At 58.4% G+C, this 23,339-nt stretch carries 26 protein-coding genes; 16 read left to right on the plus strand and 10 right to left on the minus strand.

Annotation, left to right across the window (positions count from 1 at the left end):
* Positions 1 to 26: 26 nt before the first annotated feature.
* From ACQZ6D_RS08900 to ACQZ6D_RS08910, 3 genes are read right to left on the minus strand one after another with little or no spacing between them, the layout of a single operon-like run.
* Complete coding sequence (locus ACQZ6D_RS08900; protein ID WP_025595962.1) at positions 27 to 902, minus strand: carbohydrate ABC transporter permease; 876 nt, start codon at positions 900 to 902, stop codon at positions 27 to 29.
* Complete coding sequence (locus ACQZ6D_RS08905; RefSeq protein ID WP_003517854.1) at positions 895 to 1,848, minus strand: carbohydrate ABC transporter permease; 954 nt, start codon at positions 1,846 to 1,848, stop codon at positions 895 to 897. The genes ACQZ6D_RS08900 and ACQZ6D_RS08905 overlap by 8 nt, the downstream gene beginning before the upstream one ends.
* Positions 1,849 to 1,854: 6 nt before the next feature.
* Positions 1,855 to 3,144, minus strand: coding sequence for an ABC transporter substrate-binding protein (locus tag ACQZ6D_RS08910; RefSeq protein ID WP_013761393.1), 1,290 nt, complete (start codon positions 3,142 to 3,144; stop codon positions 1,855 to 1,857).
* 119 nt (positions 3,145 to 3,263) lie between these two features.
* On the opposite strand from ACQZ6D_RS08910, the gene ACQZ6D_RS08915 reads away from it, so the two are divergent.
* The 13 genes from ACQZ6D_RS08915 (at position 3,264) to ACQZ6D_RS08975 (ending at position 12,174) form a co-directional block, all read left to right on the plus strand.
* Positions 3,264 to 3,962 (plus strand): TetR/AcrR family transcriptional regulator, encoded by a 699-nt coding sequence (locus tag ACQZ6D_RS08915; RefSeq protein WP_003517856.1) that lies wholly within the window; start codon positions 3,264 to 3,266, stop codon positions 3,960 to 3,962.
* A 245-nt stretch (positions 3,963 to 4,207) separates the two neighbouring features.
* Positions 4,208 to 5,350: a Gfo/Idh/MocA family protein gene (locus tag ACQZ6D_RS08920; RefSeq protein ID WP_003517858.1), complete on the plus strand. Its 1,143-nt coding sequence runs from the start codon at positions 4,208 to 4,210 to the stop codon at positions 5,348 to 5,350.
* Between the two features lie 10 nt (positions 5,351 to 5,360).
* Positions 5,361 to 6,524, plus strand: a complete 1,164-nt coding sequence (locus ACQZ6D_RS08925; protein ID WP_035199323.1) for a dihydrodipicolinate synthase family protein — start codon at positions 5,361 to 5,363, stop codon at positions 6,522 to 6,524.
* A gap of 51 nt (positions 6,525 to 6,575) precedes the next feature.
* Positions 6,576 to 7,397, plus strand: coding sequence for a sugar phosphate isomerase/epimerase family protein (locus ACQZ6D_RS08930; RefSeq protein WP_013761396.1), 822 nt, complete (start codon positions 6,576 to 6,578; stop codon positions 7,395 to 7,397).
* 20 nt (positions 7,398 to 7,417) lie between these two features.
* Positions 7,418 to 8,653, plus strand: coding sequence for a Gfo/Idh/MocA family protein (locus ACQZ6D_RS08935; protein ID WP_019566458.1), 1,236 nt, complete (start codon positions 7,418 to 7,420; stop codon positions 8,651 to 8,653).
* A gap of 479 nt (positions 8,654 to 9,132) precedes the next feature.
* Complete coding sequence (locus ACQZ6D_RS08940) at positions 9,133 to 9,342, plus strand: cold-shock protein (protein ID WP_003517872.1); 210 nt, start codon at positions 9,133 to 9,135, stop codon at positions 9,340 to 9,342.
* A gap of 110 nt (positions 9,343 to 9,452) precedes the next feature.
* On the plus strand, positions 9,453 to 9,743 hold the full coding sequence (locus tag ACQZ6D_RS08945; RefSeq protein WP_019566459.1) for a hypothetical protein: 291 nt from the start codon (positions 9,453 to 9,455) through the stop codon (positions 9,741 to 9,743).
* A gap of 27 nt (positions 9,744 to 9,770) precedes the next feature.
* Positions 9,771 to 10,007, plus strand: coding sequence for a 30S ribosomal protein S21 (gene rpsU / locus ACQZ6D_RS08950; RefSeq protein ID WP_003517876.1), 237 nt, complete (start codon positions 9,771 to 9,773; stop codon positions 10,005 to 10,007).
* A 30-nt stretch (positions 10,008 to 10,037) separates the two neighbouring features.
* The gene (locus ACQZ6D_RS08955; protein WP_003517878.1) at positions 10,038 to 10,253 is read left to right on the plus strand and encodes a hypothetical protein; all 216 of its coding nucleotides are present in this window, start codon (positions 10,038 to 10,040) and stop codon (positions 10,251 to 10,253) included.
* Between the two features lie 147 nt (positions 10,254 to 10,400).
* Positions 10,401 to 10,685: a hypothetical protein gene (locus ACQZ6D_RS08960; RefSeq protein WP_003517879.1), complete on the plus strand. Its 285-nt coding sequence runs from the start codon at positions 10,401 to 10,403 to the stop codon at positions 10,683 to 10,685.
* Between the two features lie 90 nt (positions 10,686 to 10,775).
* Positions 10,776 to 10,916, plus strand: a complete 141-nt coding sequence (locus ACQZ6D_RS08965; RefSeq protein ID WP_003517881.1) for a hypothetical protein — start codon at positions 10,776 to 10,778, stop codon at positions 10,914 to 10,916.
* A 639-nt stretch (positions 10,917 to 11,555) separates the two neighbouring features.
* A complete protein-coding gene (locus tag ACQZ6D_RS08970; RefSeq protein ID WP_013761399.1) occupies positions 11,556 to 11,849 on the plus strand; it encodes a hypothetical protein in 294 nt (97 codons plus the stop codon).
* Between the two features lie 13 nt (positions 11,850 to 11,862).
* A complete protein-coding gene (locus ACQZ6D_RS08975; protein WP_003517885.1) occupies positions 11,863 to 12,174 on the plus strand; it encodes a hypothetical protein in 312 nt (103 codons plus the stop codon).
* A gap of 268 nt (positions 12,175 to 12,442) precedes the next feature.
* Here ACQZ6D_RS08975 and ACQZ6D_RS08980 read toward each other — a convergent pair whose 3' ends face one another.
* The gene (locus tag ACQZ6D_RS08980) at positions 12,443 to 13,540 is read right to left on the minus strand and encodes an acyltransferase family protein (RefSeq protein ID WP_019566461.1); all 1,098 of its coding nucleotides are present in this window, start codon (positions 13,538 to 13,540) and stop codon (positions 12,443 to 12,445) included.
* 309 nt (positions 13,541 to 13,849) lie between these two features.
* Between ACQZ6D_RS08980 and ACQZ6D_RS08985 the strand changes: the two genes are divergently transcribed.
* Positions 13,850 to 14,086, plus strand: a complete 237-nt coding sequence (locus tag ACQZ6D_RS08985; RefSeq protein ID WP_003517889.1) for an acyl carrier protein — start codon at positions 13,850 to 13,852, stop codon at positions 14,084 to 14,086.
* Positions 14,087 to 14,102: 16 nt separating this feature from the next.
* Here ACQZ6D_RS08985 and ACQZ6D_RS08990 read toward each other — a convergent pair whose 3' ends face one another.
* The 4 genes from ACQZ6D_RS08990 to ACQZ6D_RS09005 form a co-directional block, all read right to left on the minus strand.
* Entirely contained in the window at positions 14,103 to 16,061 is a 1,959-nt protein-coding gene (locus ACQZ6D_RS08990; protein WP_111789574.1) for a MacB family efflux pump subunit, read from the minus strand.
* Between the two features lie 3 nt (positions 16,062 to 16,064).
* On the minus strand, positions 16,065 to 17,288 hold the full coding sequence (locus tag ACQZ6D_RS08995; RefSeq protein WP_111789575.1) for an efflux RND transporter periplasmic adaptor subunit: 1,224 nt from the start codon (positions 17,286 to 17,288) through the stop codon (positions 16,065 to 16,067).
* A gap of 27 nt (positions 17,289 to 17,315) precedes the next feature.
* Positions 17,316 to 17,612 carry a hypothetical protein gene (locus tag ACQZ6D_RS09000; protein WP_111789601.1) on the minus strand — a complete coding sequence of 99 codons (297 nt, stop codon included), beginning with the start codon at positions 17,610 to 17,612 and terminating at the stop codon, positions 17,316 to 17,318.
* 126 nt (positions 17,613 to 17,738) lie between these two features.
* On the minus strand, positions 17,739 to 18,380 hold the full coding sequence (locus ACQZ6D_RS09005; RefSeq protein WP_111789602.1) for a hypothetical protein: 642 nt from the start codon (positions 18,378 to 18,380) through the stop codon (positions 17,739 to 17,741).
* A gap of 203 nt (positions 18,381 to 18,583) precedes the next feature.
* On the opposite strand from ACQZ6D_RS09005, the gene ACQZ6D_RS09010 reads away from it, so the two are divergent.
* Together ACQZ6D_RS09010 and ACQZ6D_RS09015 are read left to right on the plus strand one after the other, a co-directional pair.
* Entirely contained in the window at positions 18,584 to 19,315 is a 732-nt protein-coding gene (locus ACQZ6D_RS09010) for a response regulator (RefSeq protein WP_211391350.1), read from the plus strand.
* Complete coding sequence (locus ACQZ6D_RS09015) at positions 19,312 to 20,574, plus strand: ATP-binding protein (RefSeq protein ID WP_111789576.1); 1,263 nt, start codon at positions 19,312 to 19,314, stop codon at positions 20,572 to 20,574. The genes ACQZ6D_RS09010 and ACQZ6D_RS09015 overlap by 4 nt, the downstream gene beginning before the upstream one ends.
* A gap of 45 nt (positions 20,575 to 20,619) precedes the next feature.
* Here the strand turns inward: ACQZ6D_RS09015 and ACQZ6D_RS09020 are convergent, their stop codons facing one another.
* Positions 20,620 to 21,714: a glycoside hydrolase family 88/105 protein gene (locus ACQZ6D_RS09020; RefSeq protein ID WP_112153402.1), complete on the minus strand. Its 1,095-nt coding sequence runs from the start codon at positions 21,712 to 21,714 to the stop codon at positions 20,620 to 20,622.
* On the minus strand, positions 21,701 to 23,272 hold the full coding sequence (pglA, locus tag ACQZ6D_RS09025; protein ID WP_112154411.1) for a polygalacturonase PglA: 1,572 nt from the start codon (positions 23,270 to 23,272) through the stop codon (positions 21,701 to 21,703). Before pglA ends, ACQZ6D_RS09020 begins: the two co-directional genes overlap by 14 nt.
* Positions 23,273 to 23,339: the final 67 nt, after the last annotated feature.

Consider the following 23,339-nt stretch of genomic DNA (forward strand, 5'->3'; position numbering starts at 1 on the left):
TTCGTTTTCGGTCCCGTTTCGTCCGTTCAGCGTTTCATTCCGGTGGTAGCGATGCCTTCAATCAGCAGCCGCTGGAAGAACAGGAAGAACAGGAAGACCGGTACCAGCGACAGGTTGGACATGGCGAAAAGCGACGTCCAATCCGAGCTGCCGGTGGAATCCACGAAGGATCTGAGGCCGAGCTGCACGGTGTAGGTGTTGATGTCGTTCAGATAGATCAACGGACCGAAGAAATCGTCCCAGGTCCAGATAAAGGAAAAGATCGCGGCCGTTGCCAGAACCGGCAGAGAGAGGGGCAGCATGATCTTCCAGTAGATGCGGAAGGGCGAGCAACCGTCCATCACCGCTGCCTCATCCAGCTCACGCGGAATACCCCGGAAGAACTGCACCATCAGGAAGATGAAGAAGGCGTCGGTTGCCAGATATTTCGGCACGATCAGCGGCAGCGACGTATTCACCCAACCCATTTCCAGAAACAGGATATATTGCGGGATGAGCACAACGTGATAGGGCAGCATCAAGGTGCCAAGCATCAGCGCAAACCAGAAATTGCGCCCACCGAACCGCAGGCGGGCGAAAGCGAAGGCGGCAAGTGAGCAGCCAACGACGTTGCCGATGGTGGCGAGCACCGAGATGAAGAACGAGTTCCAGAAGAATTGCCCGAAACTGACCTGAAGCCCGGTCCAGCCACGAATATAGCCGCCGAAATCAACCGACGAAGGAATGAGCGAGGAGGAACCGAACAGCTCGTCCTGCGGGCGGAACGAACCCGAAATCATCCACAGGATCGGATAAAGCATCGCAAAGGAGGCAAGGATCAGCACCGCATGCAGCAAAACCGACATTAGCGGTGAGCGTTGCGGGCCTTGTCCCGGCCGGGGAGCGGTAACAGCGTCAGTCATCGTAATGCACCCAGTATTTCGCGCTGAGGAACGAGAAGGCCGTGAACAGCGCGATGATGATCACAAGAATCCAGGCAAGCGCCGAGGCATATCCCATGCGGAAGAAACCGAAGGCTTCCTGATAGAGATAGAGCGTGTAGAACAGCGTCGAGTTGATCGGCCCGCCCGTGCCTTCGGAAATGATGAAGGCCGGCGTGAAGGCCTTGAAGGCATCGATCGTCTGGATCACGGCGTTGAAGAAGATCACCGGCGTCAAAAGCGGCAGCGTAATGCGGAAGAACTGCCGCATCTTGCTCGCGCCGTCGATATCGGCGGCCTCGTACATATCCTGCGGGATTTGCCGGAGCCCTGCGAGGAAGATGATCATTGGCGAGCCGAACTGCCAGACGGACAGGATCACCAGCGTGTAGAGCGAGTAGTCCGGATTGGAAATCCAACTCGGCCCCTCATAACCGAAAACCTGCCACAAGACCATGTTGACGAGGCCATCTGACGCGAAAAGCTGCCGCCAGAGAACAGCGATCGCCACGCTGGAACCGAGCAGCGACGGCAGATAGAAGATCGCCCGGTAAAGCGTGAGCCCCTTTATGCCGCGATTGAAGGCGAGCGCCACCAGCAGTGCAAAGATCAGCTTCAACGGCACCGAAAGCAGCACATAGGTAAAGGTGACCTGCATGGCGGCGGCGAATTTAGGGTCGGCAGTGGCGATGCGCACATAATTGGCCGCCCCCACCCAGTCCGGGGATTGAAGCAGGTCATAATTGGTGAAGGACAGATAAAGCGACACCAGCGCAGGCCCGAGGGTGAGACCGAAGAAACCGATCAGCCACGGCAGGAGAAACAGGTATGCGTGAACGTTGCGGTCCAAAAGCCGCTTCACGCCTGCCCGCTTCGGGAGAGCCGCGCCACGGCTCTCCTCCACGAGAGTTTCAGATCGAAAGGCCATCTGCCATCACTTCCGTTTAATGACGGTTTCGGATTCCTTGACGAGCCGGTCACCACCCTCAGCCGCCGAAATCTTGCCGAAGCCGATCTCTTCCGCTGTACGTTTCAGGACGAAGGCGAATTCGCCTGCACCCGGAGGGGGTGCCGGCGGCAGATCGCCAACGCCGGGGGTAATCTCGGCAATATATTCCACCATGCTCTTGCTGACGGCATCGAGCTTGGCGGTCAGCGCGTTACGCATCGATTCCGATGCCGGAACGCCGCGCTCCACACCCAGAACATCGACGCCCTGTGGTTCGGCAACGAGAAAGTTGATGAAACCGACCGCCTGCTCGATGCCGGCACTGCCATTGGCGACGCTGATGAGCATGGATGGTTTCAGGTAGTGACCGGAAGGGCCATCCTTCTTGCTTTTCGGATAGGAGGTCATCGCCAGCTTGGCTTTGTTGAGTGCCTGATAACCGACAAACTGGTTGGAATGGGCAAATGCCGTTGCCGCCTTGCCCGTCGTCAGCGCGTTGGTTTCAATATTCAACTGGTCGAGCGCCTGAATATCGGCCGGCACGCATGCACCGCTCTTGCGCAAATCCGCCCACATGGTGAACCATTTGGTCGCGTCGGTCGGATCAAAACCGATACCGCCATCCTGTGTGTAGAGTGATTTGCCGTTCTGACGCAGCCAGTTCTCGAAGCTCGGCTCGACGCCGCTGGCATCGGCCGTGGCGTAATAGCCGGGCTTGGGCTTGTTCTTGCTGAGCTTGGCGGCGTTTTCGGCAAACTCTTCCCAGGTCTGCCCGATCGCTGGCGGGGTCGCGCCGGATTTTTCCCAGGCCGCCTTGTCGAAGAAGACAGCGCTGGAATTCACGCCAAGATTAACCCCGTAAAGCTTGCCGTCGACCCGACCGGAGTCGATGTTCATCTTGCCGAAATCTTCTATCTTCAGGCCCTTGCCAATATAGTCATCAAGGGGAGCAAGGGCGCCGCGCCGGCCATATTCGAAGATATAGCGATAATCCATCTGGATCAGATCAGGCGCGTTGCGGCCTGCCACCTGCGTGGCAAGGCGCGGCCAGTAGTCGCTCCAGCCGGCAAATTCCCCGGCAATATCGAGATCCGGCTTGATTTGCTTATATGCGGCGATCGCCTTATTGGTGCGATCCGCACGCTCCTGCGATCCCCACCACAACATACGCAGCCGCGCGGCCTGAGCCTGCGCCGAACCACCTCCCAATGTTGCGAGTGAAAGGGCCGCAAGCCCTGCTGAAAGCACACTTCTCCTGTGAAGCATCACGGGCATTGGCAACTCCTCCCTAATTGACTGCCAAATTGATGATGGGGGTAAACGACTATTGCCGTTTTATAACTAATTGGTTACATGGGAACACCGATCGCCAACATTGTCAAGCGGGTGCTAAGATGGACGAAACGACGAAAAACCAGCTGCCCGATCCGGCCGTCGAGGAAACGCCTGCCCCCAAGCGCAAACGCGGGGCGGCACAGGTGCGAAACCCGGAGAGAACACGCGCCGCCATTCTTGAAGCCGCCCGCCGCGAGGTGGCCGCGAAGGGCCTGGCGGGCGCGAGAATCGATGTCGTGGCGCGGCGTGCCGGCACCAACAAGCGGATGATCTACCATTATTTTGGCGACAAGGACGCGCTTTATCTCGCCGTTCTGGAGGACGCCTATCGCCACATCCGCCACACCGAACGGCGGCTGGACCTGACCCGCAAGGCGCCTTCGGAAGGCTTGCGGGAACTTGCGCTTTTCACCTGGCATTATTTTCTGGATCACCCGGAATTTCTGAGCATTCTCGCAACAGAAAACCTCAATAAAGCCCGATATCTCAGGCAATCCGCTACGATTGCGGCGATGCATTCGAACTTCATTTCCGAGCTTGAGGACGTGCTGCGGCGCGGCCGCGATACTGGCGAATTCCGTGACGGTCTCGATCCGATCGACGTCTATCTGACGATCGCCTCGCTCGGCGCCTTTTATCTTTCGAACCGATTCACGCTGTCGACGATCTTCCAGCGCGACCTGACCGACCCCGCCGAACTTGAACGCTGGGGCCAGCATATCGTCGATACCCTGCTTGCTGCGGTGCGGCCGGTCTGAGCCGTAAAAACCGAATTTCCCTTTAACAACAGCGACGACGCGCCATTCGCATCCGCGAAGCGCGTCTTTTCCTTTTGCGGCGCGGCACAAACCCGTGATTTCTGCCGCCGCAAGTGCATGTGAATTTCCTGCCAAAAACACCTTGACAGATCGCATCCTTCACGACCACAAATAACCAAATGGTTACAAATTGCCATGTTTGACGGAAGCGGCTTTCGGGAAAAGGCCGCCTTGGGAGGAAATTCATGAAACGTATCGGCGTCATCATGCACGGCATCACCGGCCGCATGGGTTACAACCAGCACCTCGTGCGCTCCGTTCTCGCCATTCGCGATCAGGGCGGCGTGGTTTTGAAGAGCGGCGAAAAGGTCATGCTCGACCCCATTCTGGTCGGCCGAAACGGTGCGAAAATCGAGGAAATCGCTAAAAAGCACAATGTCGCGCGGTGGACGACCGACATCGACGCCGCCCTTGCGAACCCGGATGACACGCTTTTCTTCGACGCCGGCACGACGCAGATGCGTGGCAGCCTGCTCGAAAAAGCCATCAAGGCGGGCAAGAACGTCTATTGCGAAAAGCCGATTTCCGACAGCGTGGCAGAGGCGCTGGCAATTGCCAGACTGGCCGAAAGCGCCGGTATCAAACACGGCGTGGTGCAGGACAAGCTGTTCCTGCCCGGCCTTCGCAAGCTGGCGATGCTGCGTGACAGCGGCTTTTTCGGCAAGATCCTCTCGGTGCGCGGCGAGTTCGGCTATTGGGTTTTCGAAGGCGATTGGCAGCCGGCGCAGCGTCCTTCGTGGAATTACCGCCTGAAGGATGGCGGCGGTATCATCCTCGATATGCTGTGCCACTGGCGTTATGTGCTCGATAATCTATTCGGACCGGTGAAATCCGTAAGTTGCCTCGGCGCCACCCATATCCCCGAGCGTTTCGACGAACAGGGCCACGCCTATGCAGCGGATGCCGACGATGCCGCCTACGCCACCTTCGAGTTGGAAGGCGGCGCCATCGCCCATATCAACTCTTCCTGGGCGGTGCGTGTGCGCCGCGACGATCTCGTCACGTTTCAGGTTGATGGCACGCATGGTTCGGCCGTGGCGGGTCTCACTAAATGCTGGACCCAGCACCGCACCAATACGCCGAAACCGGTGTGGAACCCTGACCAGCCCCAGACCATCGATTTCTACAAGACCTGGCAGGAAGTGCCTGACAACGTCACTTATGACAACGGTTTCAAGGCGCAGTGGGAAATGTTCGTGCGTCACCTCGTCGACAACGACCCATGGCCCTATGGGCTGATGGAGGGCGTGAAGGGCGTGCAATTGGCCGAACTGGGGCTGAGATCATGGAAGGAACGCCGCTGGCTCGACGTTCCCGCACTTTCCTGAGGAGGCGACAGTGAGCGAACTCAAGCTTCCAAAGGACGACCGCAGCATCGAGGTCTACAGGCTATCAGGCGCGCCGGTCGCCATCGAGAAACGAAGTGCGGCGGATTTCAATCGAGTCGCCTTCGCTGCCGCCCATGTGGTGGCCGATCCGCTCGCTGACAACGATCCATGGTTGACGCCCGCCATCGACTGGGACGCAACCCTGCGCTTCCGTCACCGCCTTTGGGACCTCGGCCTGGGTGTTGCGGAGGCCATGGATACGGCCCAGCGCGGCATGGGACTGGCGTGGCCGCAGGCGCAGGAACTGATCTCCCGTTCGCTGAAGGAAGCGGCCACCCGCAAGGATGCGCTGATCGCCTGCGGCGTCGGCACGGATCATCTTGACGGCGGCGGATATGACCTGAAGCAAATTATCGACTCCTACCTGGAACAGCTTGATTTTGTTCAGGGAGAAGGCGGGCGCGTGATCCTGATGGCAAGCCGGGCGCTCACCGCTGCCGCCCGCTCCCCGGACGATTATCTCGAGGCCTATGCCAGGGTTCTTTCCCGTGCCGAGAACAAGGTGGTTATCCACTGGCTGGGAGAAATGTTCGATCCTGCGCTTGAGGGCTACTGGGGTGCCCGCGACCATATGGCGGCGATGGACACCTGCCTTGCCATGATCGAGGAGAATGCAGACAAGATCGACGGCATCAAGATTTCGCTTCTATCCAAGGAAAAGGAAATCGTCATGCGCCGCCGCCTGCCCGCTGGTGTTCGCATGTATACCGGCGACGACTTTAATTATGCCGAACTGATCGCCGGTGACGAAAAAGGTCATTCGGACGCGTTGCTCGGCATTTTCGATGCCATTGCTCCGGCGGCATCCAAGGCGCTCGCCAGCCTGAAGCGCGGTGCGGATAATGAATTCTTCGACATTCTGGAGCCAACGGTGGCGCTTTCACGCCATATCTTCAAGGCGCCGACCCGCTTTTACAAAACCGGCGTGGTGTTTCTCGCCTATCTCAACGGCTTGCAGGACCATTTCACCATGGTTGGCGGGCAGGAAAGCGCCCGCTCCACGCGGCATTTCGCCGAGCTTTTCCGGCTGGCGGACAAGGCCAATGTGCTTGCCGAACCGGATGTGGCGACGCATCGCATGAAGCAGTTTCTGGCTGTCAGAGGCATTGGTTAAGCGCGAGAGCGAAGGTGGCTGGAGGCCTTCGCAAAAGGGAGGAGTACCGTTATGGGCGTTGAGGGCCTTTCAATAAATTTTGCCACCGTGCGGCAGGGACGTTCCTTCGGGGCAATCGTGGATGCATGCCTTGCGCATGGCATCACCACCATCTCGCCCTGGCGCGAGCAGGTTCACGCTGCAGGCCTTGCTGAAGCAGCACGCATTGTCGAGCAGAACGGCCTTCGTCTCAGCGGCCATTGCCGGGGCGGCTTTTTCCCCGCCCCCGATGCAGAAGGCCGCAGCCGCGCCATTGAGGACAATAAACGCGCCGTGGACGAAGCCGCCGCCATGAAGGCAGATTGCCTGGTGCTTGTCGTGGGCGGCCTGCCCGCGGGTTCTCGAGACTTGAAAGGTGCACGGCAGATGGTGGAGGACGGCATGGCCGAACTTCTTCCCTATGCGAGGGCAGCCGGCGTGCCGCTCGCCATTGAACCGTTGCATCCCTTTTATGCCGCCGACCGCGCCTGCTTCAACACTTTGAAACAGTCGCTCGACCTCTGCGACCGGCTGGGTGCCGGAACCGGTGTGGCCATCGACGTCTATCACGTCTGGTGGGACCCGGAGCTGGAGGAACAGGTGGCGCGCGCCGGGCGAAACGGGCAGATACTGGCACACCATATCTGCGACTGGCTGGTGCCGACCACCGATCCGCTCAACGATCGCGGCATGATGGGCGATGGCGTGATTGACCTGAAGGCATTTCGCGCCATGATCGAGGCCGCCGGCTTTTCCGGTCCGCAGGAAGTCGAGATTTTTTCGCATCGTTGGCAGGCACGCCCGGTGGACGAGGTTCTGTCCACCGTCGTCGAGCGTTTTAAAACCGTTTGTTGATTGGGTTCGGGAGTAAGGAAATGCCTGAAAGGGTGAAACGCAAACGTTATGCACTGGTCGGCACCGGCAATCGTGGCACCACCATGTGGGGGCGCGAACTTCTGGCCGGGTGGAGCGACTATGTCGAACTGGTCGGCATTTGCGACCTGAACCTGATGCGCGCAGAACGGGCCCGCGCCATGATGGGGTCGGCCGCTCCGCTTTACGACGACTTCGACCGGATGATGGCCGAGCAACGCCCGGAACTGGTAATCGTCTGCACGCCCGACGATACTCATGACGACATCATTATCCGCGCGCTCGAGGGCGGTGCCGATGTCATCAGCGAAAAACCCATGACCACCACCCCGGAAAAGATTGACCGCATCCGCGCGGCGGAGGCCGAAAGCGGCCGCCGCGTCGACGTTTCCTTCAATTATCGCTTTTCACCGACGGCGGCGCGCATCAAGGAGCTGATCGACGACGGCGCGATCGGCACCGTTACCTCGGTAGATTTCCACTGGTATCTCGATAACCAGCACGGTGCGGATTATTTCCGCCGCTGGCACGCTTTCACCGAACATTCAGGCAGCCTGTTCGTCCACAAGGCCACACACCACTTCGATCTTCTGAATTGGTATCTCGATTCCGACCCGGTGGAAGTGAAGGGCTTTGGGCAATTGCTGCATTATGGCAAGAACGGACCGTTCCGGGGAACGCGCTGTCGTACCTGTCCGCACAAGGACGAGTGCGACTATTTCATGGATCTCGGGGCCGACCCGTTCCTGGACGCGCTTTACGAGGACCCGTCGACTGTGGATGGCTATATGCGTGACGCCTGCGTCTTTCGCGAGGAGATCGACATCCCCGACACGATGAGTGCCTCGATTCGCTATGCGAACGGCGTGCAGGTCTCCTATTCGCTCAATACCTATATGCCGATCGAGGGACACCACATCGCGTTTAACGGCCATAAAGGACGCATCGAGATGCGCCAATATGAAAAGCAGCCGTGGACTGAGCCCCCAGCCGACGAAATACTGCTGGTAAAAAGTTTCGGTGGCGGTGTCGAGCGTATCTGGGTGCCGCATGAGCCGGGCGGCCATTATGGCGGCGACAATCGCATGCGCGACATGATCTTCAAGCCCGGTTCGAACGACCGGCTGCGGCAGCGGGCGGGTTCGCGCGCCGGCGCCATGTCCGTGCTCTGCGGCGTAGCCGCATTGAAAAGCGCCCGCGAGGGTGGTGCAGCGGCGGTGAAATCCCTGCCCATCTAGATATTTTCGGCCTGCGGTGCTTTCAACGTCGGTCCGCAGGCCGCAATTGCCAAAAAAGAACGGATAACATTCTGCAGATTACGCGCTTCCTCCATACCGGTAAAACGACGATCGGGGGAAGAAAGAGTTAATCATGTCCAGTTTCGAATCCTTCATTCCGCTCATCATCATCGGCACCAGCCTGATCCTTTTTTTCAAATGGGTGGGGCGTGATATGAACAGGGAAGAGAAAAAACCGAAATCGCGCCGCTGACGCAGGAAGAGACATCGGAACCGGCAAGTGCAATCGCCAGATGGCGCATTTTTCCGCATCGGCCCATTGCAAAATCAAAAATTGAGGCTATATTCGGCAAATCGACAATTGCTTGTGACGTCGCTCCTGGGACTCTACGTTCCCGTCGGATTTCCTCTCAAATAATCGATCTAATTCCGCAAGGTATCGCGGAAACCAACAACGATTACTACGAAAGGAAATCGTTATGAACACTGGTACTGTAAAGTGGTTCAACGCCACCAAGGGCTTCGGCTTCATTCAGCCTGACAACGGCGGCACGGACGTTTTCGTTCACATTTCGGCTGTTGAGCGCGCAGGTCTGCGTTCGCTGAACGACGGCCAGAAGATCACCTACGACATCGTGCAGGACCGCAAGTCCGGCAAGAGCTCCGCTGACAACCTTCGCGCAGCTTGATTTGTCATCGGCCCCGCTGGCTACGCATGTACCAGCAGTGGCGCTGAGTGATTGTGAGAGGTCGGGTTAAATCCCGGCCTTTTGTTTTTTTTGGCCATGGGGAGGCTCTCATGCGCAAAAATCCTTATCGTTCCGGCGATGCTATCTTTCTGAAGGCGGGCGTACTTGGGGCCAACCAGCCCAAAGGTCCAGGCCGGGTCGTAACGGCTCTGCCAGAGACACAACAAGGTGCGGTTCGCTACAGGGTGCGTTTCCAGCACGAGAACTTCGAACGTAATATAGCGCTCGATGAAATCGATGTGGTTGCGTCTTCATCGCGGCCCGTGGAAATCGAAGGCTCGTCTTCGCGCGTTGCGGGATCGAGCTGGATCAATTCGAATACGATCAGAATCAAAAAATAGCAGCGATGGCTGCGTTAAGGAGATAAGTTGCAGGTACTCGTCAGGGATAACAATGTAGAGCAAGCCCTCCGCGTCTTGAAAAAGAGGATGCAGCGCGAGGGTATCTTCCGTGAGATGCGCGCACGGGAATCTTACGAAAAGCCGTCGGAAAAGCGTATCCGCGAAGAAGCCGAAGCTGTGCGCCGCCACCGCAAGATGGCGAAGAAAAAATTGCAGCGCGAGGGATTGCTTCCTGCTCCCAAAAAGGTTGCCCGCGCTCGATAACTTTCAATTCGCTCCGCAAAGGAGAATGCCATGACCGCGACTAAAGAGGCTGTTTTCAAACCCGGAAAGCTGTCCTCGCAGGACAAGGCATCCATAACGGACAAGGCGGCGAAACAGATCATAACCGCCGAATCCGACCAGCGCGCCAAGAAGACGGAACGGCTTCGCCAACTTCGCGAAGCTCAGGAGGCGGCAATCGCCGCCCCTCCACCCACCCGCACCAAAAAGTCATCCGGCAAGAAATAACCCGGTTGCACTTTTTGACGTCGTCTTTCCGAAAAACTTCTTGAACCTGATACGCAACAGGCGCACGCTTCGCCTGTCAGCAATCCGCTGAAGAGTGCTGGTGTTTGAGGGCAGAGTGTCCTCGCCCCCAAACGAAAGGAGGACGAGATGTCTTCCGACTTTTATTCATCAAGCCTTTCACGGAACCTCGTCCGCACCGGCGGTTTGGGTTACCGGGAAAACGCATCGCTTCGCCTGCTTCTCAGTGCCGCCGAAGAAACAGCAATGCGCCTAGATCAGGATCGCGGCGCATCCTCCGGCTTTGCGGCGTTTCCTGATTTTGGCCTCCAGCCCGACATGGTGCGGAGAACCTTCTACGCAGGGCGTATCCGCCTCTCCAAACCGACCCTTCCCTTCGGGAAACTTCCGCTTAACGGACTGCCTTTCCCCTGACGATGAAACCGCCCCGCAGCCTGCCTGCGGCGCGCGATCATGCCCCGGACCACACAATATCGAATATCTGTTCAATACCAGGAGGACACCATGGCCAAGGGTCAAGTACGCAGCAACAAAGAAGTCCGCAAACCGAAGAAGGACAAGACGAAAGCTCCGGCTGCGGCACCAGCTGCCGGCACGCAGGTCAAGTTCGCAAACTCCACAACTGCGGATGGCAAGAAGAAGTAGGATTGTTCCGGACAGCCCGCTCATAACAGCGCGACGCCCCGGCACGAATTGCCAAACCGCGACCCGATACACAAAGGGTCGCGACAAATAAAACATATAATGGAAATGCGGACTTGTTTTGGCCACATTGCTCTTCTAGAAAGTTCATACAGCAACTGCTGGTGAGCGCAAAATATGTCGTTCGCAGTTGTTTCCGTCGCTTTAGACTTTTGACCACGGATGTACTGGCACTGGTGTTAATGGCGATATGAGGAAGGTCGGTGCAATATTGCCCCGGCCTTTTTTGTTGTCTGCCTTGGTGAGATAAAGAATGTCGCCGCACCGGTCACATACTCGTCAGGGGCTATGGAATTAACTTGCCTATTGCGCGCAAAAAGCGCACCCTTCCCCATCGGTACTTAAAGGGCGTTACCGCCGTCAGGCATCCTTGCCGTCTCAAGCCCCATTTGCACATGCCTCCCGTCTACAGCGCCCCGTGCGGAATTTCCCAGGGCGCGTTGAGGCACCTGCCCCCCGAAAACCGGCAACGGTCATCGACCGCACCGGCGTATCGTTTCGAAGCGTTGGAGCGTCCCGTGCAGCCTTTTAAGGGCGCGCGCGAGGCTTCGGCTTTCTGAACCAGTAAGAAAAGAGGCCATCATGTCTTCTGCGCCCCGTAACTGCCTGATCTCCTCTCAAGATCTCGAAATGCTCCAATTGGTCCTCGAGAGCATCGGTTTTAATCACCTTTCCGACGATGATGACAAAAAGCTCCATAACAGAGCCGCCCGCAAGGTTATTGAATTATATCAGGATGGTTTGACCGATCCGGCAGACCTCACCGACGAAATGCGTTTCCTGTTCGGCGTGCAGAAACACGACCGCATCAAGCCGTGGAAGCCGCTCCCCCGATATGCAATCCAGGGCCTGCCACTGCTTTACCACCGCCATTGAGGGGAGAGAGCAGATGCGCGAATATATCATGGTCAGCACCGGCCTGTGGCTGGGGCTATTTCTGACCTGGTACCTCGTCACCATGTACGATACGGCGGATAGCGTCTTTACGGCGAACACCGTTCCGTCGCTACCGCTGCTTCTGACATCGGCCGAATGCGAGACCCAGTTCGGCATTCTTTTTTCGATGACCGAAAAGCTTTTGAAGGCAGGCGGGCCGATAGTTCCCGACGACTTGCGAAAGAACATAGAGCATTGCATTTCTTCCGATGAGGCAAGCCGCCTGAAACTCAAAGACAATCAACTTATCCGGCTTTTCCCCTGAAGCGCCTCCCGAAGCGGACGGTGTTCGCCAAAATCACTGGTAACAATAATGACTTGGCAAATGAGATATATCAGGAGAAACTGATTTAGTCGGACATCAGTCCGAGAGTTTGCGTCTGCGTGGAGGGTGAGTATGACGTATGACTGGAGCGGCCGCAGAATGCGCCGCATGCGTGCCGCGAAACTGACGATCATCAGTCTCGTCGCGGCCTTTGTTATCACGGCTCCAATCTTCGCGCATTACTGAAGCCTGCAGCGACAAGACGCGATCACACGGGTTGCCCGACCCCTGCCCGCTTTCTCAGGCGACCTTTGAGCCATGTCTGCACTGGCTGATCAAAATGGACCGTCAGGTACCATGACAGACACGTCGTCCCTATCAGGAAAGCGACACCGACCGGCAAAGCGATGTTTTCCCTATCAACGGCAGGCATCAGAAAATCCGTCCAGGCCAGCAGCGGAATATGCAGCACATAGACGGCGTAGGAAGCTGTGCCGAGAAACGTCGACAAGATTCCCACCCTGCGACCCGGCACTATCCTGCTGGCTACGAACAATACCGTCGGCCAGACGAGCAGAACCACCGCGAGATCAAAGAAGGGCCGAAGCTCACGCGAAATTGGCACGGCGAGGATGACGCAGACCAGCATAAGACAGAGGGCCGCCTGGATGGGCTTCAGCTCGGTTATGCGATTGCGGAAGCGGTAAACCAGCACGCCTGCGAAAAACGAGAAAAACACCCTTCCCATGCCGGCATACATTTCGTGCCATCGAAACCCCGCATGCAACTTCCCAAACTCAGCAGCCGCCACGACAAGGACGCAGGCGCTGACAGCCAGCACCACGATTGTCTGTTTCGTAGTCGCCCGCACACCCCACCGGCCATAAACCGCATTCACCACCAGCTCGTTGAAAAGCGACCATGCCGGACTCACCAGAAACAATGCGCCGTTCAATGTAAGCGTGAAGGGTGCCGGAACGAAAAGAAGCCCGGTCAACAACGCTATCGCCAGCTCACCGGGATTGATGTGGCGATGAAGATCATCGATCGGCGTCGGCAGGCCCAACAGGTAGAGGCAAATGAAATAGGACGCCATCAACGCCAGCCCCAGCCCATACAGTGGATAAAGTCGCGCAAGGCGCGCCTTCATGAAGAAGCCTGGCGTAATCGCCCCTTCGCGCAGTTTCATGCTGTAGGCATGCGCCAGCACAAAACCGCTCAAGGCGAAGAACAAATCGACGGCGAGATAGCTCGAAGCGTCGTCTCTCCCGAAAAACTGTTCGGCATGGCGATGTACGATGAAGAGCGCAGCTACGCCCCTTATGCCATCGAGCAATATGAAGCGTTCCGGGGAAGACTGGACCATGGGCGTTGATGCTCGACAGGACTGGATTATAATTACTTCACGAAAACGAGGTTTACAGCGCAGCGGTTCATCGCATCCAGTCAAAAACTGTTCAACGTCAAACATACCCCGAATTCTTATGGGCAATTCCCCATGAGCCACGCTCTTTCGCAGCCGTCAAAGGCATGCTACGTCCGAATGTCATCGATGCTTTGACCTTCTGACTCTGTGTACCACGCCTCGCAAAAACCGGTTTCGATTTTAGCAAGTGTCCTGGGCGCAAATTCAAACGGGTTGTTCGGCGGCAAACAACTTTCGCGGAGTCCCACCATGTCCACCATCGCCGACCGTATTAAAAAAATCATCGTTGACCAGCTTGGCGCAGATCCCGGCACGGTTGTCGATGACGCCAATTTTGTCGACGATCTCGGTGCCGATTCCCTCGAAGTGGTTCAGGTTGTCATGGAAATCGAGGAAGAATTCGGAGTGGAAATCCCCGATTCGGCCGCAAGCACAATCCTGACCGTTGGCGACGCCATCCGCTTCATCGAAAAAAACAAGGCTTGACCGGCAGCGGCGGATATCAACCCGCCGACAGGGCCGCAACAGGATCGAGGTTCGATGCGTTGCGGGCCGGCAGATAGCCGAAAACGACGCCTATCAGTGTCGAGCAGACGAAGGCAGCAATGATCGACACCGTGGAATAGACCATGGCGAAATTGCTGCTGAAGGCGGAGAAAAGCGCCCCGAAGCCGAAGCTGCCCAAAATTCCCAGCGTTCCGCCGATGATGCAGACGAGCACTGCCTCGATCAGGAACTGGCGCAGTATATCACTGCGCCGTGCGCCGACTGCCATGCGCACGCCGATTTCCGATACACGTTCGGAAACGGAAACGAGCATGATGTTCATCACCCCGATGCCGCCGACCAGAAGCGAAATCACCGCGATCGCCGCAACCAGCAGCGTCATGGTCTGCGTTGTACTGGTGATGGTCTGGCGAATATCGTCAGTGTTGAGAATGTAGAAATCCCGCGTTCCATGCCGCTGGGTGAGAAGAACCGTCACCGCCTGTTCGGCAATTGCGGCGTCAATATCGTCACTCACCTGCACCGTGATGCTGCGCAGCGACAGGCTGCCGAGAAAGCGTGACTGGACGGCAGTATAGGGGAGATAAAGTGAAAGGTTCTGGCTTGAACCGAAACCGCCCTGCTGCGCCTGCGTGATGCCGACGATGCGGGCCGGCATCTTGCCGATGAGGATGACATGACCGATGGGGCTGCCGTCGAAATCCGCAAACAACGATTTGCGGGTGTTCTCATCAATCACCACCTCCTGGGCTTTCTGCGCGACGCTTGCGGCATCGAAAAAGCGCCCTTGTGACAGCTTCGTGCCCTTGGCGACGAAATACCGCTCGCTGACACCATTCACAAGCGCATTCGCCTCCTTCGCGCCGAAACGCACCGTACTGGAGGTCGAGACCGTGGGCGTCACAGCCGCGACATAGGATTGTTTGGCAAGTGCCTCGGCGTCGGAGACGACCAGCGTGGTGATCTTGCCCGACCTTATGTCGCCAAAATCCTTGCCCGCGAAGATTTCCAGCGTGTTGGTGCCGAGGCTTGAGATATTCTGCAGCACGCGCTGCTGTGACCCCTGCCCCAGCGCCACGACGCTGATGACCGAGGCGATGCCGATGATGATACCGAGCATGGTGAGAAAGCTGCGCAGCTTGTGCGCCTGCATCGACAGGAGCGCCATGCGCAATGCCTCCCGCAGCGAGGATGCGAGACCAGCGAGACTGGAGGCCCCGCCGGAAACCATAGAGGGTTTGGCGTCATCCTTCCGAACCGGCGCGGCATCCGCCCTGCGGTCTGAAATTATGGCGCCGTCGCTGATTTCGATGATCCGTTCGGCACGTCGTGCAATTGACATATCGTGCGTGACGATAATGACAGTGCGCCCTTCGGCATGCAGCTCGTCGAGGATGCGCAACACCTCGTCGCCGCTCGCGCTGTCGAGCGCACCGGTCGGCTCGTCGGCAAGAATGATTTCGGCATCGTTCATAAGGGCGCGCGCGATGGAAACGCGTTGCTGCTGGCCGCCGGAAAGCTGGCCCGGACGATGATCGAGGCGGTCCGCCATGCCAAGGCGACCGAGCAACCTGGCGGCATCGCTCCTGCGATCGCTTTGTGACTTTCCGGCGTAGATCGCCGGAATTTCGACATTGCCGAGCGCTGTCAGTTCGACAAGCAGATGGTAACGCTGGAAAATAAAACCGAGGTTTTCTCGCCGCAATTCCGAAAGCTGGTCTGCATCGAGATTGCCCGTCTCCCGGCCCCTGATGCTGTAGCTCCCTGAGGTCGGCCGGTCGAGGCAACCGAGAATATTCATCAGCGTCGACTTGCCCGATCCGGAAGCGCCGACGATCGCCACCATCTCGCCGGCCTCGATGATGAGGTCGATATTCTTGAGTACGGTAATCGTACCTTCACCGGACGGATAATCCCGCCGCACGGATTTAAGGCAAATCAAAGGATCAGCCATTGTTCAAAAACCCATCGGCGGGCCACCAGGCCCGGGCATGGCGTTTTTGGTGGTGTCGATGGAAAGTTCGCCGGTCACCACGCGCTCGTTCTCGGCAAGGCCGGAACGCACTTCCGCCGTTACCTTGTCGTTAAGACCGATCTGGACCCTGCGTTCGGAAATTCTGCCATCGGTGTCTACCACACGCACGGCATAGTCATCGTTGGCGCCCTTGCTACCAAGGGCCGCCGCCGGAACGGTTAGCACGTCCTTGGCTTCACCAAGGACGATATGGACCTCCGCCGTCATATAGGTGCGCAACTTGCCGTCCGGGTTCGGCACTTCGAACACGCCATTATAATAGATCGCCTCCGACGACGAGGTGCTGGAAGAGGACGATGTGGTCGAGGAAGACGTCGAGGAGCTGAAGCTGGAGTCGCTGCGCACTGATTCAGGCGCCGGTTCAATGGACGTAAGCGTCGCGTCGTAACGCTGCTGCGGCTCACCCAGCACCGTGAAGTAAACTGGCAAACTGGCTTTTACGCGCGTCACATCTGCTTCGGAAATTTCCGTGCGCACCGTCATCCGGTCGAGCTGGCCTAGGATCACGATTGTCGGCGCGGACTGCGTGGCGTTGACGGTCTGCCCTTCCTGACTGACGATAGACAGAACAGTGCCTTCGATGGGCGCGGTGATCCTCGTATAGCCGAGATTGGCCTTTGCCGTTTCGACAGCGACCTGTGCCTCCTCGATCTGGGCGTCGATCGCTTCGATCTGCGCCTGGGTGACTGCGAGCGCTGCAGTGGCGCTTTCGAAATCCGCACGGGAGGCGGCATTTTTCGACACCATTTCCTGTTGGCGGACAAGGCTCTGGCGGTTGAGAGCAAGTGTCGCCTGCTTTTCCACCCGCTGCGCCTTCACGTTGGCAAGCGCTGCCAGCGCCGTGCGCAGGCTGTTATTCTGGGTAACGGAATCGATCTCGGCAATGAGATCGCCCGCCTTGACCGTATCTCCAAGTGCGACCTTGACGGCGGTGATGCGACCGGAGGCCTGCGCGCCGACGGCCACCAGACGAACGGGTTTGAGCGTTCCAGTCGCCAGAACGGTCTGCTCGATATCACCGCGCTTCACAGACGAGGTGATATAACCGGGCGTTGCGGCCCGCGTATATTGTGACGAAAACCAGTAGCCACCCAGGGCGAGCGCGACAACCGTCAGCGCCACACCTGCTTTGCGAACCATTTTCATCGTCCTGTCCTGTCCTGTCCGGCCGGTCTACTCAAAAGAAGAAACCGACCTCATGTCGTGTTTCACAAGGATGAAGCCGTTGTCTGCTTCGATCCATTCATAGGCGGCAACAGACTTTCTGGCGGATGCCTTGCGGCAGGCGCCGTGACGACGCTTGCCGTGTGCATTTTCGCGCCGTTCCTTGGCACAGACGGGTTGGTGCCACTGTTCTTCCTGCCGGGATTTCGCCGCCGGATCTCGCATCGGCCTGTCACCGGCCGCAGCGACCGACCAGACGAAGCTCAAACCAAAAACCGTCGCCAGCATCAGGTAGAAATATCTCATCATCATCTTCTCGCTTGAAAATCACGCGGGGGATCGCAGGCGAGCGATCCCCCGGCTTCAGCCGTTTCCGGCTGATTTCCTCCTTTGCTGGGGGGCTATTAAAGGAGGAAACTTTGAAGAGTGGCGTCAGCCCCGCTCTGCGTGAGGCAGCGGCGGCATCCTGTCGCCATGCGGAGGCTCGATACGACCGTCTCGTGCACGGCCATCATGCGGGACGGGAGGCGGAGGCGGCATCAATGCGCGTTCGAGTTCAGCAAGCTTCTTCACCTGCTGCGGCGAAAGTTTCGGTTTCAGCGTAGCCGCTGCGTCCTGAAGTGCTTTAGCCTGTTCTGCCTTTTTCATTGTGATGCCGGCCAGTTCCTCACCGGCAAGACGCGGCTCTAGCCCCGTCGCACCCGGTCCCTTCGGCGGCAATGGCTTGAGTTCCGAAGTGGGCAAAACAAGATCGATCAGCGCAGTGGTATAGGCGCGCCACGGACCAAGCTGTTCAGGTGTGACGCCGAGATAGATTTCCGCTGCCGAAAGTTTCGTCGCCAACCCCAATATATCCGGGCCCAAAATATCCGGCCCCATCATATCCGGGCGTAGCATCTCAGGCCCGGCCATCTTGCGGCCATGCGGCAGCCTTTGCTCCGGACCACTATTCGAACCGAAGTCAGGACTGGCCAGCGGCGGCACTGGTTCACCCTGCTCCGCAGCCCGGGAGGTGGCCGAAGCGCCAAGAACAGTTGTCACGACGACGGCGGTGGCGATTAGAGCGTTTCTCATCTTACCTTCCTTTTCGTTTTCCAACCTGAGAAGACGATAGGAGCTAAGCGTTTCCGGCTTTGGTCCGAATGTTGCGGGTCTTGTTCCACGCGCGGCCTATTTGTAACCGAATGTTGCCAGAGCGGCCGCAGCAAGCTTTCGTTGCAAAAATCCGCCGTTTCTTTGCGCCGCTTATGTATAGTGGCATCAAAAGGTTGGACGATATGGCGACAGTTTCGGTGACACATATTTTGATCGTGGATGATGATCCGGAGATACGCACATTGCTCGCGAAATATCTCGGCTCGCAGGGGTTTCGCGTTTCGATGGCAGCCGACAAGCGTGAGTTCGAAGAACAGTTCGCCTGCTCCGATCCGGATCTCATCGTGCTCGACGTGATGCTGCCGGATGGTTCCGGCCTCGATATCTGCCGCGATCTCCAAGGCCGCCGGCCGCGCACGCCCGTCATTCTCCTGACAGCGCTCAAGGAGGATGTCGACCGGATCGTCGGGCTGGAAATCGGCGCCGACGACTATCTTGGCAAACCCTTCAATCCGCGAGAACTGACGGCGCGGATCAAGGCCGTGCTGCGCCGCGCAGTACCTCAGGAAGTACCTCGCGGCTCATCCACCGCTTATGGTTTTGCGGACTTCACCGCCGATCCGGAACAGCGCTCCGTCATCCACGCCAGCGGTGAGAGGATCGAGCTGACGGGGGCGGAGTTCGATCTGCTGAAAGTCTTCCTCGACAGGCCCGGCCGGCTTCTTTCCCGCGATCAGCTGCTCGATCTTACGCAGGGCAAGGACCGGGGACCGTTCGACCGCTCCGTCGACGTGTTGATGAGCCGGTTGCGCAAGAAGCTCGAAACCGATGCCCGGGCTCCGATCTTCAAGACCGTTCGCAATGGCGGTTACCAGATGACGGTTCAGGTCAGAACCCTGCCGGTGCATCGATGAGCTCGCTCAGAAACCGTATCGCCGCACTGTTGATCGTCTCCATCATCGCGGTCATCGCGCTTGCAACTGTGGTGGCAGATCAGACATTGCAGCCGCCGCCGCCAGATGCCACCATCGAGCCCGTTGCCCGCAGCCTTGCCTTTGCCGTGACCATGGCCGAACGCGACCCCTCGCTGCAACAACCCCGCTATTTCCGCATCGAACAGAAGCCGCCTGAAGGTGATCTCGATGGAATGCTTTCGGAGTTTCTAGAAAAGGCCCTTGCACAGGTTGGCGAGCCGCGCACCGCAATTGTGATCCGCGCGCCAGGAAGTAGTGCCCCGGTGGCGGCTATAGCGCTGGAAAAAAGCGGATGGCTGGTCGCGGAAATTCCGCATATGGGTCCTCCCCCGGGCGGCTGGAAGATTTTCGGCATGTGGATCGGGCTGATCATTCTTGGCAGTGCTGCTGTTTCCATCTTTGCTGCCAGAAAGATCACCCGCCCCCTCGACATGCTGGAAAACGCCGCTGCAAGCATCGGACCCGATGGTTCGCTACCCCATTTGTCGGAAACAGGTCCGGGTGAAATCCGCGCCACGGCGCGGGCCTTGAACGAACTCGCCCGCCGCCTGAAGGCGGCAATGGAAAGCCGAATGCGCCTCGTCGCAGCCGCTGGCCATGACTTGAGAACCCCAATGACCCGCATGCGCCTGCGGGCAGAATTCATCGAAAACGACGAAGAGCGGGGCAAATGGCTGGCGGACCTCGAGGAACTGAACGCCATCGCGGATAGCGCCATTCTGCTTGTGCGCGAGGAAGTGAGCCAGGATACCGTCAAGATGATCGATATCGGCAGGCTTCTCGGCGAAATCGTCAGCGAACTTTCTGATCTCGGTTACGCTGATACCCTCGACTTTATGAAACCGGAAGCCGCCATGATCATCAAGGCCGCTCCGCTTGCGCTTAAAAGAGCCTTGCGCAACCTCATCCTCAATGCCGTCACCCATGGCAAAACGGCACGGATCGATCTAACCGAGGACGAGAGCGAGGTCGTCGTTACAATCCGCGATGAAGGCCCTGGCATTCCGCAGGAACTGATCGGCCGGGTTTTCGAGCCCTTCTTTCGGGTCGATCTCGGGCGGCGAAAGTCGATCCCTGGTGTGGGGTTGGGTCTTGCCATCGCCAGGGAAATCATCGAGCGCTTCGGTGGCACGATCACCATCGCGAACCACAAAAAACAGGGCCTGATCCAGACGGTGATCTTGGCAAAAGTGGCATGATCTCATGCCACAAAATACCCTATGCCCGTTAAGATGACCGCGCCGTCATGCCAAAAGCAGGCTTTCGGCATAGGCCATCATCAGCGGCCCGACGCCTTTGGCGTCATCGGATACAACCGGCTCGGTCAGGTAATAATCCGGAGACCCATCGCGATAATTGCCCTCGAAACCGCCAAGGCCCGCGACATGCACGATGCCGGTGAGACGGACGATACCCTTTTCGTCCACCTTGAGCTGTCTCTCAAGCAGGGCATCAAGCGCGGACCGGCCCGCCGAAAGAGCCGCCTTTGCCTCCTCGCCCTGCAAAAGCCCCAGCCGCGCAGCCCGCAGTAAGGCATAGGCGAACATCGCCGAAGCGGAGGTTTCCTCGTAGTTTCCGGCAAGATCCGGTTTGTCCAGCACCTGCATCCAGAGACCGGTTTTAGTCTGCCGGGCAACAATACCGGCCAGAAGTAGGCCCGCGCGTTCCCGAAGTTCGATCGTTGCGCCATCAGCCGGCAACATCACCAACGCATCGACCAGCGCCATGGCGAGCCAGCCGACGGCGCGAGCCCATACGGCCGGGGATTGGCCGCTCACGGGGTCGGCCCAGCGCTGGTTGCGGCTTTCGTCATAACCATGGACATAGAGCCCACCGGCATCCGCCGTCAGCGTGAGTGCGGTTGAGAATTGCTGTAGCGCATCGTCGATCAGTTCGGCGTCACCAGTCGCCTGCGCATATTCGATCTGGAAAGGAAGTCCCATATAAAGGCCATCCAGCCAGACCTGATGCGGATAACGCTTCTTGTGCCAGTAATTACCGGAGCCCGTACGCGGATGGCTGCGGAGTTGGCCAGCAAGATGTTCCGCCGCAGCGAGATAACGCGGATCGCCCGTTTCCGCTGCCAGAGGAAACAGAATGCGACCGGCAAGGATGTGATCGATATTGTATTCCTGAGGATCGTAACCGGCGAGCACTCCGTCTGCCGCTATCTGGGTGTCAGCCAGACGATGCAGATGTTCGTTCCAGCGACGCTCGCCGGTCGCTTCGAACAGGTGCTGCAAACCCCGATAGACACAGCCATCCTCATAACACCAGCTTCCGCCCTTGTAGTGCCTATATCGGCTGGTGAATTGATCAAAATAATCAGTGGCTTTCATGGGTTTTCTCGATTGAAATCTGTGAATGGGAAATGCCAGAGGCGCTCAGCAGCGCAGGATCGTCGCAAATGATTTCAGCCTGTTCGAAAACGATCCCCTCATGCAGCATGGGGCGCACCCCATCGGCCATGATCGGCGGTGTGGCCACGGCTGCAGGATCACGCGAGACGATGGTGAGATTGCGAATGGCGATATTGCGGATTGGGGCCTCCGCTAAACCGAGAAAGACGCCGGCGGCATGTGCCAGATGGCGGATTTCCACATCTTCGACAGTAATTCCGTCGATAAACGGGGTCCCGTCGTCGACAGGTGCAGGGTCTCGCGACTGCACCCAGCCGTCATGCCCATCGGCATCGCAATGGTAATGGGCATTGGCGGAAAGCGCGGTCTGCACGCCATCCAGCAACACCCGGCGCATGGTGACATTGCTGACTGAACCGCCACGGCCCCGCCGCGTCTTGAGACGCAGGCCGCGATCCGTGCCAACCATGTCGCAGTCCTCTACCGTTACGTCATGCACGCCACCCGACATTTCCGAGCCGATCACCAGCCCGCCATGGCCGCGCTCCATCAGGCAATGGCGTACGCTGACGCCGCGTGTTTCCGCCAGATGGTCGTCCTCGCCGTTCGGCCCGCGTTTGCCTGCCTTCACAGCAATGCAATCGTCGCCCACTGAAAAGCGCACGCCTGATATCGTCACGTTGCGGCAGCTTTCCGGGTTGAAGCCATCGGTATTGGGGCTGTTATGCGGAGCGCTGATTGTGAGACCCGCCGCTGTCAGGGTCTCGCACCCCTGTGGATGGACCGTCCAGGACGGTGCATTGCGAATGGTGAAACCGAAAAGCCCGACATTGCGGCAGGAAACGAGATGCAGGCCGCGCGGTCGGCGCGCGCCGTCACGGGTTTCTTTCGGCCAGCTCCACCAGTCGCCTCTGTCGCCGGAACCATCGAGAACGCCTGTGCCTTCGATCACGAGATTATCTGCGCCGATGGCATGGACCGGCGCAGCGAAACAGGCATCCGGTAGCCCTTCCCAACTGCCGAGCATGCGGCCCGTCTCATCGCGGGCAGGCAGGATCGGCCAGCCATTGCGGGTGGAGGGTGCGCGCAGCACGGCCCCTTCCGCAAGATGAAACGTCATGTCGCTTTTCAACCGCACGGGAAACGCTGTCCAAAGGCCGGCAGCAAATCGCAACGTGCCGCCCGCAGGCACGGCGGCAACTGCCTCTTCCAGAGCGCGGGCGTTGGCGCGTGCGCCGGCTTCGTCGTCAAGCGCAATATCCGGCGTCAGCGAAAATGCCATCGCCTCGACAAGCGCCGCGCAGGGCGCTGTCCTGAACTCCAGGCTTGCGAACCCATCCGCTTCGAACACATACCGCGTATCCGGACGCAGATCATGCAGCAGCGTCACCACGGTGGCGGATTTTCCGGTTCGTAAATCACCATCTTGCGAAGTCAGCCGCCATGCCGTCTGCGGCAGGTGATATCGCGCACCGGGTACAGCGAGGCAAAGCGCCGCCGTTCGTGCCGAAAGCGCGATGATAGAGGGTTCGTTCATGCTCGTTTCTCGTTGTTCGTGCATGTCCCGCGAAAACAATCGGCGGGAATGCCCATGTCACCCGGCA

Source organism: Agrobacterium sp. 22-3639C2, assembly GCF_053522105.1.